The sequence below is a fragment of the Colwellia sp. BRX8-4 genome (assembly GCF_014077345.1).
Classification (GTDB): Bacteria; Pseudomonadota; Gammaproteobacteria; order Enterobacterales; family Alteromonadaceae; genus Colwellia_A.
The window spans coordinates 67,377-82,851 of the sequence record NZ_JACGVS010000019.1 but is presented as its reverse complement, the minus strand read 5'-3'; the positions used below and the strand labels follow the sequence as shown (position 1 = coordinate 82,851).

11 protein-coding genes are annotated in these 15,475 nt (G+C 36.7%); 1 reads left to right on the top strand and 10 read right to left on the bottom strand.

All coding sequences use genetic code 11. From position 1 onward, the window contains the following. Nucleotides 1-1,053: 1,053 nt before the first annotated feature. A complete protein-coding gene (locus H4J56_RS15350; protein WP_182259564.1) occupies nucleotides 1,054-2,781 on the top strand; it encodes a tetratricopeptide repeat-containing diguanylate cyclase in 1,728 nt (575 codons plus the stop codon). Nucleotides 2,782-2,992: 211 nt separating this feature from the next. Here the strand turns inward: H4J56_RS15350 and H4J56_RS15345 are convergent, their stop codons facing one another. The 10 genes from H4J56_RS15345 to betI form a co-directional block, all read right to left on the bottom strand. Next, nucleotides 2,993-3,511 (bottom strand): gamma-glutamylcyclotransferase family protein, encoded by a 519-nt coding sequence (locus tag H4J56_RS15345; RefSeq protein WP_182222676.1) that lies wholly within the window; start codon nucleotides 3,509-3,511, stop codon nucleotides 2,993-2,995. A 288-nt stretch (nucleotides 3,512-3,799) separates the two neighbouring features. After that, nucleotides 3,800-5,554 (bottom strand): ATP-binding protein, encoded by a 1,755-nt coding sequence (locus tag H4J56_RS15340; RefSeq protein ID WP_182259563.1) that lies wholly within the window; start codon nucleotides 5,552-5,554, stop codon nucleotides 3,800-3,802. A gap of 223 nt (nucleotides 5,555-5,777) precedes the next feature. Next, nucleotides 5,778-6,377 (bottom strand): hypothetical protein, encoded by a 600-nt coding sequence (locus tag H4J56_RS15335; protein WP_182259562.1) that lies wholly within the window; start codon nucleotides 6,375-6,377, stop codon nucleotides 5,778-5,780. A gap of 311 nt (nucleotides 6,378-6,688) precedes the next feature. Next, on the bottom strand, nucleotides 6,689-7,243 hold the full coding sequence (locus H4J56_RS15330; RefSeq protein ID WP_182259561.1) for a GNAT family N-acetyltransferase: 555 nt from the start codon (nucleotides 7,241-7,243) through the stop codon (nucleotides 6,689-6,691). 383 nt (nucleotides 7,244-7,626) lie between these two features. Next, nucleotides 7,627-8,952 carry an aspartate aminotransferase family protein gene (locus H4J56_RS15325; protein ID WP_182259560.1) on the bottom strand — a complete coding sequence of 442 codons (1,326 nt, stop codon included), beginning with the start codon at nucleotides 8,950-8,952 and terminating at the stop codon, nucleotides 7,627-7,629. Nucleotides 8,953-9,251: 299 nt separating this feature from the next. Continuing rightward, nucleotides 9,252-9,956, bottom strand: coding sequence for a TorF family putative porin (locus H4J56_RS15320; RefSeq protein ID WP_182252009.1), 705 nt, complete (start codon nucleotides 9,954-9,956; stop codon nucleotides 9,252-9,254). Nucleotides 9,957-10,001: 45 nt separating this feature from the next. Beyond that, nucleotides 10,002-11,219 carry a BCCT family transporter gene (locus tag H4J56_RS15315; RefSeq protein ID WP_182217262.1) on the bottom strand — a complete coding sequence of 406 codons (1,218 nt, stop codon included), beginning with the start codon at nucleotides 11,217-11,219 and terminating at the stop codon, nucleotides 10,002-10,004. A 203-nt stretch (nucleotides 11,220-11,422) separates the two neighbouring features. Further along, nucleotides 11,423-13,063 carry a choline dehydrogenase gene (gene betA / locus H4J56_RS15310; RefSeq protein ID WP_182217264.1) on the bottom strand — a complete coding sequence of 547 codons (1,641 nt, stop codon included), beginning with the start codon at nucleotides 13,061-13,063 and terminating at the stop codon, nucleotides 11,423-11,425. Between the two features lie 88 nt (nucleotides 13,064-13,151). After that, nucleotides 13,152-14,615: a betaine-aldehyde dehydrogenase gene (gene betB / locus H4J56_RS15305; RefSeq protein WP_182217266.1), complete on the bottom strand. Its 1,464-nt coding sequence runs from the start codon at nucleotides 14,613-14,615 to the stop codon at nucleotides 13,152-13,154. Continuing rightward, the gene (gene betI, locus H4J56_RS15300; protein ID WP_182217268.1) at nucleotides 14,606-15,211 is read right to left on the bottom strand and encodes a transcriptional regulator BetI; all 606 of its coding nucleotides are present in this window, start codon (nucleotides 15,209-15,211) and stop codon (nucleotides 14,606-14,608) included. The genes betB and betI overlap by 10 nt, the downstream gene beginning before the upstream one ends. Nucleotides 15,212-15,475 lie beyond the last annotated feature (264 nt).

Here is a 15,475-nt window from a genome sequence, read left to right as displayed (position 1 = left end):
AACTTGCCTCCAAAAAAGGTTGAGTAGCAAGTTAAGTGTGGTTGAAATGCAGTGATATGTCAGGGAGTTGGCACTCCCCGCGAAGCGGTTTAGTTCAACAGCTTATTAGACCGAAAAACTAAGCAGTAGACCACACTTAGCATTCTTTGTTTATTTACAGTTACAATTATCATACTTTACAACATAATAAAAACATTAACATTTTATTATTATTAAATATTTCAAAAGGTGCAACACCGAATCTTTCGGTATTTCGGCAAAAGAAAGGAAAACACCACTAACTGTATAAAAGAACAGTAAAAATAATTATTGTTTAAAATATAGTAAATAAGCTATAAATTTTGTGTGTGATCAGGTGGGGTAACTTCGATTTTTCTAACTGTAATAATTATCAACTTTTAATGGCGGCATCTAACAGATATCTTTTTGCCATCGACTATTCAAATTCTCTCCGTAATGTTACGTCGCGAATAATGCCATTAAATATTGCTGTCTTACTAACATCAAGATAAAGGCCAGAAATCTTTACTGGCTCAACTCAGGCGTTAATACTTGATGCTGAAGTGCTTCGCTAAACTTTAACTACATTAAATAATGAAAAGCCTTATTTTTAGAGCCTTTGATTATGTCTACAATATCTTAAAGTATGTGCATATGTAACTTTGTCTAACGCTTGCGGTAAAAAATATTTTCATTAAATACCATTATTAAATGATATTAACTCTTATCAGAAACAAGATAATAAGTGGTTTGCTTTCCCCTACTTATGCTTGTTGATGTAATGCGAATATACTTCAACATTGGCATGTAGCTATTCTGATAATTACAAACCGGGTAATCTATAAATATTAACAACTAGAGTTTTTTTTGTTGCAAGAGTATTGAAACGTTTATCATTGTCGAGTCTTATCTAAGGCCTACTGGTCCTCTTTCTTTTTTATATGCCGTTTTTTTTAGAACCATGTTAAACTTAAAAAAAATTTTTTTACGGGTATCATGTTGGCTTATCGATGGGTATTTAAAATATTATTTATGGTTGTTTTGTTCCCCTTTTTGGCTTCTGCAGAAAGTGAGCACGATGATAATGAGGTAATAAATAACTATTTAAAATTACAAAACCTAATACACCTTCAAGGCGATCAACATAACGCTTTTATTTCCACCTTGCTCACACAAATTAACAACTCAGACTATACATTTCTCAAACCCGCTGTTTTTGCAAATTTAGCTGTCCTTAATATTAACGCTGGCAATAAGGCTAAGGGACAAGAATATTTAGCTGATTCTATTCAAGCATTTAATAACACTTCTTATAATAAGTATACCAACAGTGCTCTGTACAAAGTAAGTCGAGCATACTTACTGATAGGTCAGTATGCTAAAGCCATTGAGTATACTAATCAGCTAAATGCTTTCGCTGTTGAGCATAATGGCAAAAAAATGGAAGTTAGAGCACTGCTTAACTTAGGTTTGATTTATGCTGAATTGCAATTATATGATTTAGCAGAGTTGCGTCTTAATAAGTCTTTGGAAAAAGCTGCCTCTCTGGGAGATAATAAGCTCGAACATTTAACCATACTCTATTTATCAGGTGTTAAAATTAATCAACCCAATAGCAATAATCAAGATATCCTCAAATTAATTAATAGAGCTAAGTCTATTTATGAAAGCATTGGTTATTTAGAGCGGCTAGAAGGATTAACTTACGCAAGAATGGCAAGAGCTAACAAAGCTGAAGAATTGCTATTACAATCGCTTTCCTTAGCGGTTAATAATCAAGATGTTCGTCTTAGCCAAATAACAAATCAAAGTATTGCCTCATTTTATTTTACCCAGAAAAATTTTACTCTAGCGTTAGCTCATGCAAAGGAGTCACTTAAAATAGCAATAGAATTAGGCCATAAAACAGAGGTTTCTGAACTCAACTATTTACTAGCGAAAATTTACAAGAGTTTAAATGATGACAAGAACACTTTGATTCATCTCTTGGCTTATGTTGAATTTCAAAACTCTAATCAAGCTAAAGCGTTTGTCGATATGCTCTATGAAATGGATAAAAATATAGCAATAGATAAAAAATTTGCATCTCTTGAAAACGAAAAACTTTTAAATCAAATAGCTATACAAAAAAGTGAAAAATATAATCAACTCTTTATCTTCATCATAATACTAATAAGTGTTTTATCATTCGTTATGCTATTACTTTGGAAAAATAGAAATAAAATGATGCTAGAAAAAATCAGCTATTCAATGCGCGATAATTTAACAGGTTGCTACGTTAGAAATTACTTAGATGATTACTTACCAGGGCTTAAGTCTAGATTTGAACGACGTGATAGCACTACCAAAGAGTCTGTCGGTGTAGTAATGGTAGATTGTGATAACTTAAAACCGATTAACGATAACTATGGACACGCCGCAGGTGATGAAGTTTTAAAAGCTATAGCGACGACACTTTCAAATCAATTGCGTAGCAGTGACGTTCTCGTTAGATGGGGAGGCGATGAGTTCGTTTTATTATGCGAAAATATTTCCTTAACAGAGTTAGGTAATTTAAGTGAACGTGTAAATGCATCAATAGATAAGCTTGATATTATTTTTGAGAAAAACAATATCTCAGTAACTGTTTCTTCAGGATTTGCATTGCATGATATTAGCAGCGGCTTTAATTTCTATAATCTTTTAAAGTGTGCCGATAATTATTTATATCAGTCAAAAAAACAAGGTAAAAACGCTAAAAACGGCGGTATGTATGTACCCAATACGGATTATCAAATATAAACACTTCAATATTCACCTAATTCCTCAAGGTATACATGGATTGCAGATTTACATAGAGTTTGATTTTATATATTACCCAAACCCATGTCCTGAACGGTGTTACGCTTTAACCTCTTTTTAATGCTTACTTAAGACTATTAACCAATCTAACTCAAATAATCTTATTGTTTGCTTAAATGCCATTTTATGCCTTTATAAATCGCTGAATTCCTCAGGCACAGTCTTTTTGAATAGTGTGTGAACTATACATTGCCCGTTCCTTTGTTTCTCTCTCTTTATTTGGATCTTCTATACAGACAACAGATTCGATAATAGCGAGATAATCCGTAGATAGCTTTGTTTCTTTTGCCCCAACAATGACGTGATTTAGGTACCAAGTATATGGTTTTAATGAAGGGTCTATTCTAATTGCACAATAAATTAGTGCTTCGAACGTTTTTCCCTGTTCATTTATTACGGATACTGTTTTTTCATTATACCCAGACCCTAAACTTTCGGCTCTATCTAAAATGGGTTTCTCATTTTCATCTATCTCAAAAAGAGCGCCTACGACCACGTCATCACTATTATTCGTATAAAAAGAGTCGCATTTACCTGATCCATCTTTGCCACTCATATTAAAACGCAACTGATGATTTTTAAGACTTACTGTGTCAATTTTTTGGGCACTTGGCACCCTTTGTTGAAGTCTTATAAGGGACATGTTTGAACCATATGCAAAATACTTCATCAAAACTCCTGTGCGATTAATACCTGTTCAACAGGAAAATAATTATTGGTTAAAAATATAGAACACAAACATTTAACTATTTATTGTTTAAAATTCTATGACATCGGCTTAAAGGGTAACAAAAAAACATTAGCTTTACATGTTCGTATTGCTTATATGTTTACACTTGGGATGGCGTAACCGTTAGTATGGAGCCTAACTCAAATAAGTCATTTTGATTTTTCATATAAACGACTCGAAAAATCAAAGCATACATTACCCCAGCACTTAGTTTATATAAGATGTTTATTAATCTAAGGGTAATGCGATAACAAATTGTGTAGATTCATCAACCGTACTAAAACAGGTAACTTTACCGTTCAAACTTTGAGTGACTAGGTTATAGAGAATACTTAGCCCTAGACCAGAACCTTTTTGCCGTTGCGTTGTATAAAAAGGTTCAAATACCTTTTCTATCTTTCCCACTTCAATACCACAACCATTATCTTTCACCGTCAGCATTAGCATTTCATTTTGTACTTTAAAACTGATTTTTATTTGACCATTAATTATTTCTTTAAATGCATGAGTTAAGGCGTTATCAATTAAAATAGTTACTATTTGTGCAATCGTACCTGGTGATGTTAAAAGGGGTAAGGTTTCATCTCCTGATAAAAATATTTTTATATTCTTTTCACTAACTCGAGACGACAATGTCGAAATAATATCATTTAAATATTTAAAGAAATTTATTGTACGCTTTTCATCATTTGATTGGTCAACGGCTATCCTCTGAAAATTCCTTACCAATTCAGAGGCCCGCTCTAAATTACGTAAAATTATATCGCTACTACCAATCAAGCTGTTACATTGATTAACAAACGCTGTTCTTCTAATTTTTCCACTTTCCACCGCTTTTTTAATCAGTTGCGCGCTATGTTCTAAATTACTAGCCCCCGTTACAGCAATACCAAGAGGCGTATTAATCTCATGGGCAACACCGGCAACTAAATTACCTAAGGCTGCCATTTTTTCAGACTCAACAAGCTGGTCTTGTGTTGACTTTAATGATTCAAATGCTACGGCTAATTTTTTGTAAGTTTGACTTAGTTCTTTCGTACGCTCTTCAACTTTTTCTTCTAATTCATCTCGAGCTTTACTTAACTCGACCTGCATATTTTTTAATTCAGAAATGTCATCGTAAGTACCAACGATACCAATAACTTCATTAAACTCATTAATAATCGGTCGTTTAGAGGTGCGTAACCAGATGGTTTTTCCATTAGCATGGGTTTGAGGTTCTTCTGAAGCGATTAAATGCTCTCTTGAGATCATTGTATGAGCGTCATCTGACCTATACAGCTCTGCTTGTTCAGGGAAGATATCAAAATCAGTCACTCCAACAATGTCAGAAGGCGAATTAAGATGGGCATCATTTGAAAAAGCTTTGTTACTTCCTAAATAAACAGATTCTCTATTTTTCCAAAAAACACGCTGTGGCATTAGGTTCAATACGGTTTGAAGCGTGTTGATTTGTGTACCTTTTTGCCTATTTGTATGGTCGGCAGAAAAAACATAATGAATAAATTGATAGAGCGGGCTAGATGTTTTAATCACGGTATTAGGCGTATTCGCTTGATAGCTAATTACACCTACAAGCTCATCATCCACAGTAAAGGGTAACACAAAGCAATTATCGTCTTGAGAATCGCTAAAATCTGTTTTGTTTAAGAAACTAACAGTGACTTGGCTTTTACTTTGTTTTATTTCTTGTAATTGACGATTTAATAAACAAATAGTGTCGGGTAATTCGCTTTGATTTACATTAACAACGACACGCTCTTCACTTGGCTCATTATTTTGCGTGTTCAAACAGTAACTATTGTAATGGGACTTTTTATTTTGAATATCTTTGTAAACTACGGTAAAAATAAAGAATGGACTATTCAAAAGCATTGACAGCTTTTTCATCGCGAAAGAAAAATGCTCTGTATTGGTGAAATTAGTTTCTGAATCTAATGATAATAAACGTATAAACTCTAATTGTTGTTCACTATTAGTCACTTAGGTGCCCTTTCTTAGTTATACCCCTATTAAATATATATGATGATTGAAATTAAGCATAATTATTTATTATTTACTGATGTAAAAATAAACAGCAGGATAAACTGCCATTAGATAAGCTATACCTAACGCCCTTTTATTTAATAAGTGTTTATATCCCTATCTAGGTTTGGTGCGAACACCGGGTATGGTATCGGTTAATACCGATACCTCCACTAAGCAATTACTCTCTATTTTTAATGTAAAGCCTGATACCAAAGGTGGTTAGGGTTGCTAATAGTAATAAACCTAAAACGCCAAAAACTAAATTTACATTTTTAAATGGCGTCCATTGAAGGTAATGAATTTTATAAAGTCTGTTGATTAACTTAGTATCATCGCCCTTCTGGCTTAATCTTAAGCTTACCCAATCAAGATTTATTTCAACACCTGTGCTAGTTTTTGCATTTGTTCCATCAATAGAAATAATGTCGCCATAACGTTCTTTATTTTCTGAAAGCGCATCATCAATAAGGCGTTTGTATTCTAACTTAGTTGGCAACCCTTTATCTTGAAGCGTAATAGGGTCTAAATGTTCCGTTTTTCCTTGCGATTTAACCAATAAATGATGCCCTAAAATAGTTTTGATGAGTTTAACTTCACTCCAATTTTCTTGTGGATCAACTAATAACTGTGTTTCTAGGGGATAAGTTTTTAATGATAATTGTTCATAAGCCCCTTTGTAACCGGGTTTAATAAAAAATATGACCCCGGTAATTGTCCAACCAAACATTGGTAATATGAGGATTAAACCTATAAGTCTATGTATTTTTCTACTTGTCATTTTATCTATCTTATTATTGGAGACTAAAATCTTAATTGTATAATAACAGCAATAACCCGCTCATTAGTAAAATGCAATGAGATGGAGTCAAGCGCTACAATTAATGAATGCTACTTATTAGTAGGTTTGTTATGTATAGGTTTAATAAGTGGCTATGAAAAACGCAACAGTAACAGTAAACCTATAATTGCCGCTGCCAAGAAAAGGTACTCATCAAAAGTGCAGTTATCTTGCTGTATTTCTCGATGTTACTTTTTTAATCTAGCCATTTTAGCCTCATTGAGACTGACTTTTTTGATACACGGTTGACATTATTCATTAATGGGTATTATTTTAGGTCGGTAAAGTGCACCCAAAATACCCCCAAAGAGATTTTTATAGATCGCTTCTATCTCTTCTTTGGAGATACTGCCACCATGTATTAGCATTTCAAGTACCTCCCCTGGCTCTTTAACTAGGTAACCAGAAGAACTAAAGCCATTGTTTAAATAAAATGCTTTTCGTTTAACTCGTTGTGGATAGTTTTGTTGTTGTACTTGAAGTTCTTCAATATTTAATACAATTCTGTTTTCATGCTTCTCTTTCAATGCGTCTAATACCTTACTCCCATAACCAGACGAACGCTGATCCTCCGCGATAGCAAAGAAATGAACAAAAACAGTATCTTTATACTCGGTAAGATAGATTAAACCAATCCAGTTATTATTTTCATAAAGAACGCTAAAGCCGTCCTTCCCTTTTCTCAATATGAAGCGAAGCAACCAAGAAGGAACAAGCCTTACCGTCGTAAAAGCCTCTTTATAAAGCTCAATAACATTTCTATAATTAACGTCATATTTAGAAAGTGGGCTGAATTTTATGCTCATAGTATTACTCATGTCCTTTGAATCTATTGATTAGTAGTCAGGGCTTTTGTACCTTAGCCGTATATGTTTTTAAAGTGCTTGTGCTTTTACTAACATCGTTAAATATTTAACCACTCCATGGCTAAGCCAATATAAATACGCTCAACCAAAAGTAACGCGTTACCTTTAAGCTATTGATATAGTTGTTACTTATTAAATCACTTTATAAAAAGCATAACATTGAGGATTAACATCCATTTTAGGTTTCACTGCTTAACATGGCATTAAGCAATGAAAATTTAGTCCATTTATCGCTAATTGACGTCGGATCAATAGCGATAAATTTTTACTACTAGGCTACCTAAATAATAAGGTAGGTCTACAAATTGAAAAAAAACTTCTAGTTACTGCGCGTTAATCGCGGCGCTCATTGATTGCTCAGCAACTTGCTCTAACCACTTAAGATCGACAGTTTGGTGGGCTTCACAAATAAACCAAGGTTCACGTGAATCCGGCTCTAACATAACGCCATTGTCGATTAAGTTAAGCGCGAATTGCGTATAAAGATCACTGTTCGTTTTTTTCCAATCACGATAATTTTGTGGTACTTCACTACCAAAATGTACGCCAAACATTGCATTGGGTCCTGCAAAACAATGTTCAATATCAAATTTTGTAAATACTCTTGAGAGTAACGCTTGAATTTTTTGACCTACTGTCGCAATCGTTTCAAGTGCATCGGTTTCTTTAAGCACGGTTAATGTCGCTTTAGCTGCGCTCAGTGCCACCATATTAGCGGTATAAGTGCCGCCGTGAGTTACCCCGTCTTTTGCAAATGATATAGCATCCATAACATTAGCTTTACCACCAAAAGCAGCAATCGGGTAACCGTTGCCCATAGCTTTTGCATACGTGGTTAAATCAGCATAGATACCATATAAGGCTTGTGCTCCGCCCTTGGCAACACGAAAACCCGTTTTGACTTCGTCCATAATTAGCAAAGAACCATTGGTATCACAAGTGTCACGCAACTTTTGCATATAGGCTTGCGTTGAGGCAATCGAGCCACAGTTACCCATGATAGGTTCAATCAATATAGCCGCAATATCATGACCATGTTCAGCGAAAACAGTATCGATAGCTTTAAAATCGTTAAGCGGTACACTTACTTGATGTTCACGCGTACTTTGTGGGATACCTGCGCCAAAAGGTATAATTTCAGGCGCGTTTTCATCAGTGACTTCCCAGTTATCTACATCAGATTTCCACATCACTTCATCATGCAGTCCATGAAAGCCACCTTCAACCACGACTATTTTATTACGTTTTGTAAATCCACGAGCGGTGCGCACTGCGCCAATAACCGCTTCGGTACCTGAATTAGCAAAGCGCATTTTATCGATATTAGGGCAAAGTGACTTCACCAATTCAACCACATCAGAATCAAGACCGGTAGAGAAACCCGAAATGGTGCCAACGCTAGTGATCGCGTTAATCACTTCATTGTCTACGCGTTCGTCACGATAGCCGAGAATAATTGGGCCATAGGCTAAACGAAAATCAACAAACGTTTGTTGATCACAATCGGTGATGGTACAGCCTTTCATGCTGCTTAAAAATACGGTGTTTTCTTCACCCCAATAACGGTAGCTGTCTGCAACCCCTAACGGCATATTTTCGTGGGCTCTTTTAAGCATAGCATTGCTTTGGGGCTTCTGTGGTTTAGTCATGATCGCTCTTTATATCACTGAATGTTTTAAACATTAATTAACGTAAATTTTATCGGGTGATAATACAGGGATAGCGCAATTTCAGGAAGAGTAAATCTTTTAATTAGTCAGGTATTCGTCTTTTAAAGGGGTAAATTAGCTAATAAAGTCATGGTGACCGGGTATAACCAAGCCTAAAAACTAGCGTTGCTGTTTATCCATAACACTAAAAAAAGCCTCAGTGATAACCACTGAGGCTTAGATAATAAGTCGATAGCTCGTTGAACTACCTACAATAAACGTTACTTAATCCAATACAATTATAAGCTGAAGGTATGAGATACAGATAACACGACACGGGTATCAGCCAAATCAATGTTCATATTTGTATCTTCAAGAGCAAGATCAACATCAAAGCCGTTCCAATTGGTCATATATTCAACGCGGTAATGGTTGTAAGCATCTTTAGCGTTCCACGACCATTTATCTTTATTCGCTGATATTGAACGATCAAAACTTACCTTAATATTATGACCCGGTTTAACTTCAAACGTATGAGCAACCATAGCAATATAATGATTAACATCAAGACCAAAATAATCCCAGCTATACCAAAAGTTTACTTCACTATTACCCATCGATGAACTGTAGCCAAATTTTGCATAAGCTTCAGGATAGTTGTATGTATCTGACACGTTATCGCCGTGGTACGTATAGTAAGCAATACCTGCATCTAGTCCTATTTTTTCGTTAAGTTGAAAATATTGACCAACATAGGCATCCCACTCAATGTTAGTGTCTTCATAGCGACCAAAGTCAACGTTTGACGCCCAAGTTCCAGCATAAAAGCCGCTATCATCTGCATAATCCAAACTCGCTTGTAATGCTGGATCGTTGCCTGTTTGGCTAACACCGTTAAAGGTATAATCAGAGGCTATGTTAACCGTTGCAGACACATCAGCTAGTGCGGTAGAAGATAATGTTAATAGGCAACTTGCGGCTATAGCTATAATACTTTTATTCATTTAGTTTCTCTTTTTATTTAGTATTCAAATACAAAATGGTCGGTGCTATTCGACTAATTCGATTTTAGTAAAATCAATTTTATTTTCTTTCGGTGAACGCTCAATTTCGCTAACGGCTTTAAACTTGTTAAACAGGATATAACCAAAGCAAGTAAAAAAGAGTCCAATAACGACAGCGCCAACCCATTGGATTTGCAAGAAATCTAATTTAAATAACAGGGTAAGTAAACTAAGAGCAATTAAGTTGCCGAAGAAATATTTCACTCTGCCCAGCCTTGCAACACTCAAGTTCAAATTATCAGTATAGAGACGGATCAATGAATCAAGTGAGTTAATAACGAAGGTTATGCCAACAAATGCCATCGCGATATTATAGAAACCAGCGGTCTCTAGCCCATTTGCACTGTAGTAATACAGTACTGAGAACCATATGGCGATTGGAATAGAAGGAAAAACCAACATCGCTGCCAATACTTGATAAGTACGAAGACCTCCAACAAACCGAGAAGTAAACTGGCCAATCATAATGCTCCAAGCAAACCACCAATAAAGGTAAAATTCATGGTAATCATTAAGAGGCAAAGCAAATTCGTGGATATTACCAAAGTAACCGCCAATCATCGCGATAGTGTTGGCAAACTCACCAATACTTGAGGTTTCTGAAAGAAAAGCCCCACCCCACATTAGACCAATCAATGCCAAAAATAACCAAGTAGTTGCCAAACTTAATATTTTTACGTAACGAATATTAGTACTTGAATAAACCGCTGCAGCTATGACTAAAAATACAATCAAATAGAAGCTACTAACAATAGATTCACCATCGCCAAGTTCAGGCATATACCAAGGTAAATTGGTTAATAATAAATAGGCGGTAAAAGCACAGGTACCAATAATAACTACGTTATTTACCAGTTTAACCAGTGGAATTTCAAAAAAACGTACACGAGGTTCAATCACACAAAAATAGAAACAAGTTAGAAAGTAAAATCCCCAGATAAGAAATGCCCAGTAGCCAAACTCTATGGCCAACGGGTTAGTAAATCCATATTCGGGGTTGGTTGCTAAATCAGCATATCCGGCAAATTCGGTTAACGGAAACATGATCAAGCCAACATCTAGCCCAGAGGTAAACAATATAGCAATAAAGGTAAATGTTTTAACCGGTGTTACACCGACACAGCGAATATTGCCCCACCGATATAATACAAAGGCGATGGCGGTGAAGGTAAATATCAGCCCAGCTGATAACCATGTAGTCATAGTTGTCTCCTGAGTAAGGTATTAATTAATATAAACAAGTAGTACTCCTCTTTGAGGTTTATAAAAGTACACGGCAAATTTAAGCTGAAGATTTCAATTGTCGCCATCATGAAAATATCTTGATGGCGAAAATTAAGATCTAACCGCGTACTGACGATTAACGTTAGTTAATTTTTAGATTTGGCTTTAGTGCGCAATTGCTATTAATTTTGCACTAAGCTGACAGGGGCGTTTGATGGCGATAAAACTTCTCGGCCACGAATAATGTCGGCGGCACGTTCAGCGACCATTATGGTTGGTGCATTTAAATTACCGTTAGGAATAGTTGGAAATATTGACGAATCAACAACCCTTAACCCTTCAATACCATGTACTCGGGTTTGGGGATCTACAACCGACAATTCATCTGTGCCCATTTTGCATGAACATGACGGATGGTAAGCACTTTCAACAAATTGACGAACAAAAGTGTCAATTTCGTCATCACTTTGGATACCAATGCCTGGCTGTATTTCTTCACCTCGATATTTATCTAATGCGCTTTGATTGATAATGTCTCGGGTTAGGCGAACACAGGCACGAAAACCTTCGCGGTCTTCTTCGTGCTCAAGGTAATTAAAGCGTATTTGCGGGTGTGCTTTAGGATCACTTGACAAAGCCTTAATAAAACCTCTACTTTTTGGTTTATTATGACCAACATGCACCTGAAAACCATGACCTGCAAAGGCCTCTTTGCCGTCATAACGCATCGCTGCAGGTAAAAAGTGATATTGAATATCTGGCCATTCTGCGGTTGGTTTAGAGCGAATAAATCCACAAGATTCAAAGTGATTAGTCGAGCCTAATCCTTTCTTTGTTAGGATCCAACGAACACCAATCTGCAATTTACTCCACCAATCTAACTTGCCATTTAAGGTGATCGGCTGCTTACATTTAAATTGGAAGTAGAACTCAAGATGATCTTGCAAGTTTTCGCCAACGCCAGGTAAATCATGTATCAATTCAATACCGGCATCCTCAAGGACAGCTTTAGGACCAATACCTGATAGTTGCAGTATGTGGGGCGAGCCAACAGGACCTGCTGATAAAACAACATCTTTATTAGCAGCAACGTCAACTGTTTTTCCGTTGCGTTCGTAACGTACGCCAACTGCTTTTTTGCCATTAAGTAATACTTTATGTACTAAAGCATGAGTTATCACGGTTAAATTTGCACGTGCCATTGCTGGTCGTAAATAGGCGTTAGCGGTTGAACTGCGCACCCCTTTTTTTACCGTCATGTGCATTGGTCCAAAGCCTTCTTGCTGAGTACCATTATAGTCACTGGTTGCACTATATCCGGCCTCAACACCTGCATCAACAAAGGCCTTATATAATGGGTTTTTCATCTGGTTGCCATTATTAACGCCCAGTGGTCCATTTTTTCCACGATATTCATCACCGGCAAATGCCCATGTTTCTGCTTTTTTGAAATACGGTAAACAATGAGCGTAATCCCAGTTTTGGGCGCCGTTTTCCTGCCATTCATCAAAATCACGCGCGTGTCCACGAACATACACCATGCCGTTGATTGAAGATGAGCCGCCTAATACTTTACCACGAGGGCAATGCATACGTCGGCCATCAAGATTAGGCTCTGGCTCTGTTTCAAACTGCCATGCATATTTCTTGGTATTCATCGGAATAGATAAGGCGGTAGGCATTTGAATAAAAATGCTTTTGTCACTGCCGCCAGTCTCAAGTAACAAGACTTTACTGTTGCTGTCTTCACTTAGACGGTTCGCTAATACACAACCAGCAGAGCCGGCACCGACTATAATGTAATCATAATTATCACTGTTCATTTAACACTCAACTTTATTACTTTGGTTGCCAACATTTAATTTTGGCAACTATTCAAGGCTTAAGGACGCTAACTAAGCTTTAACTTTATTAAAACGGGCTGTCTAATGGCTGTAACCCAACATACACCGCTTTTATTTGCGTGTAATAATCGAGTGTTACCAGACCATTTTCACGGCCAACGCCAGATTGCTTATAACCGCCAACAGGCATTTGAGCCGGAGAAGCACCAAAACTATTTATCCAACAAATTCCTGCTTCCATTTGATGGGTCACTCGGTGAGCACGAGTAATATCTTGTGTAAACACACCTGCGGCTAAACCAAAGTCAGTCGAGTTTGCGCGTTTTATTACCTCGTCTTCGTCATCAAATGTTAATACAGACATCACTGGCCCAAAAATTTCTTCGCGGCAAATAGTCATTTGATCAGTACAGTCGGTAAAAATAGTAGGAGCGACAAAATAACCACCCGGTGCATTGTCTGGCTGAAGGGTTTTCCCGCCATGTAATAAGGTTGCCCCTTCACTAACGCCAAGCTTGATGTATTTCATCACTAGATTTAAATGCTTTAAAGAAATCAGTGCACCAAAGTTAGTCTCTTCTACCATAGGGTCACCGGCAATTATATTTTGGCTAGTGCGCTGAAGTAACTTTTCAATAAAAACGGGATAAATAGATTTTTGAACGAATACGCGTGTACCATTGGTACAAACTTCGCCTTGAGTATAAAAATTACCTAACATCGCTGCAGAAACCGCATTATCGACATCAGCATCATCAAAAATAATTAATGGCGACTTACCACCAAGCTCCATGGTGACATCTTTAAGTGTAGTAGCGGCTGCTGCCATCACTTTTTTACCGGTACCGACTTCTCCGGTAAAAGACACTTTGGCAATTTCTGTATGATGAGACAACCACGCACCTACCTCACCGGCCCCTTGAACAACATTAAATACGCCATTAGGAATACCTGCTTCTGTAAATATCTCTGCAAGTTTTAAAGCGCCTAAAGGTGTTTCTTCTGAAGGTTTAAAAATCATTGAATTACCACAGGCAAGCGCTGGTGCTGCTTTCCAACAAGCTATCTGTAGTGGGTAATTCCAAGCACCGATACCTGCGCAAATGCCTAATGGCTCGCGACGCGTGTAATAAAAATCGCCATCTACCGACTGTTGATTACCTTCAACACCTGGCGCTAACCCAGCAAAGAATTCAATCGAGTCTGCACCTGATGCTACATCGACTACTGAGGCTTCTTGCCATGGCTTACCTGTATCAAGTACTTCTACTTTAGCCAACTCATCGTTACGTTCACGTAATAAGGCAACCGCTTTAAGTAAAATACGACTTCGCTCAATTGCGCTCATTGCAGACCAAGTAGCAAATCCACGTTGCGCGCTTGCAATTGCCTGCTGTTTAATTTTTTCGTCAGCAACTTCAACTTTGTAGATAACTTTCCCTGTTGCTGGGTTAATTACTTCAAATGTTTCGCCGCTATCATTTGCCATGTAGGCACCATCGATAAAGTTTTTATAACATACTAATGACAAGATATTTCTCCATACTGCTTAAGCAGATCGACTATAAATTTTTTACAAAATTGCTCGGCTTGCCTGAACTCTTCTTCAGGACTTGGGCTTAATGCACTACGTAACCAAAAACCATCTATCATAGCTGCTGCCTGCTTAGTGGCGATGAGTGCTAAATCGTCATTTAATAATTGACGAAAAGAAAAAAGTAGATTGCTGTGCAAGCGCTTGCTGTTTATATTTTGTAGCCTTGCCAATCCTGGTTCATGCATTGATTGCGCCCAGAAACTAAGCCAAGTTTTTGTTGCGGGTTTAGAACGTTGCAATTGAGTGAAATTAGCCTCAATAATCATCATAAGTCGATCGGCTGGCTCAAGATGTTGACCTCTAACACGTTCGAGTAGCGCTAACTTCAATTGTTCAAGCAAGTGTTTAACGGTTGCTTCTACTAATTGCTGCTTGCCACCAAAGTAATGACTAATAATACCTGACGATAAGCCAGCGATCCGACTGATCGTTATTATTGTGGTGTTTTGTAAACCAAATTGTGCGACGGAATCTAAGGTAGCATCAATTAACTGTTGTTTACGTAAGGGCTTCATTCCAATTTTAGGCACTGACTTCTCGAATATTATTTTTAATTGAACGTTCAATTAATTATAATTCTAACGGTTCTGAATGAAATTATCAAGTTACTGTTATCGTTCTAGAGTGAAGGTAAGTCTATAAAATCATTTTAAATCAATATAATAAGCTACATATATGGGTATAAATATACTTTAAAACTTATAATAATAGTTAGTATACGAACTATATTTTAGGTTATAAATTGATGAGCGAGTGTAAATAAACCGCTATTTTTTAATCACGGCTAATAAATA

What these genes read in the sequence shown, in the direction of transcription:
- H4J56_RS15345 (WP_182222676.1), bottom strand. Translation starts at nt 3,511, where the DNA reads ATGAAGTATTTTGCATATGGTTCAAACATGTCCCTTATAAGACTTCAA.
- H4J56_RS15335 (WP_182259562.1), bottom strand. Translation starts at nt 6,377, where the DNA reads ATGACAAGTAGAAAAATACATAGACTTATAGGTTTAATCCTCATATTA.
- H4J56_RS15330 (WP_182259561.1), bottom strand. Translation starts at nt 7,243, where the DNA reads ATGAGCATAAAATTCAGCCCACTTTCTAAATATGACGTTAATTATAGA.
- H4J56_RS15325 (WP_182259560.1), bottom strand. Translation starts at nt 8,952, where the DNA reads ATGACTAAACCACAGAAGCCCCAAAGCAATGCTATGCTTAAAAGAGCC.
- H4J56_RS15320 (WP_182252009.1), bottom strand. Translation starts at nt 9,956, where the DNA reads ATGAATAAAAGTATTATAGCTATAGCCGCAAGTTGCCTATTAACATTA.
- H4J56_RS15315 (WP_182217262.1), bottom strand. Translation starts at nt 11,219, where the DNA reads ATGACTACATGGTTATCAGCTGGGCTGATATTTACCTTCACCGCCATC.
- betA (WP_182217264.1), bottom strand. Translation starts at nt 13,063, where the DNA reads ATGAACAGTGATAATTATGATTACATTATAGTCGGTGCCGGCTCTGCT.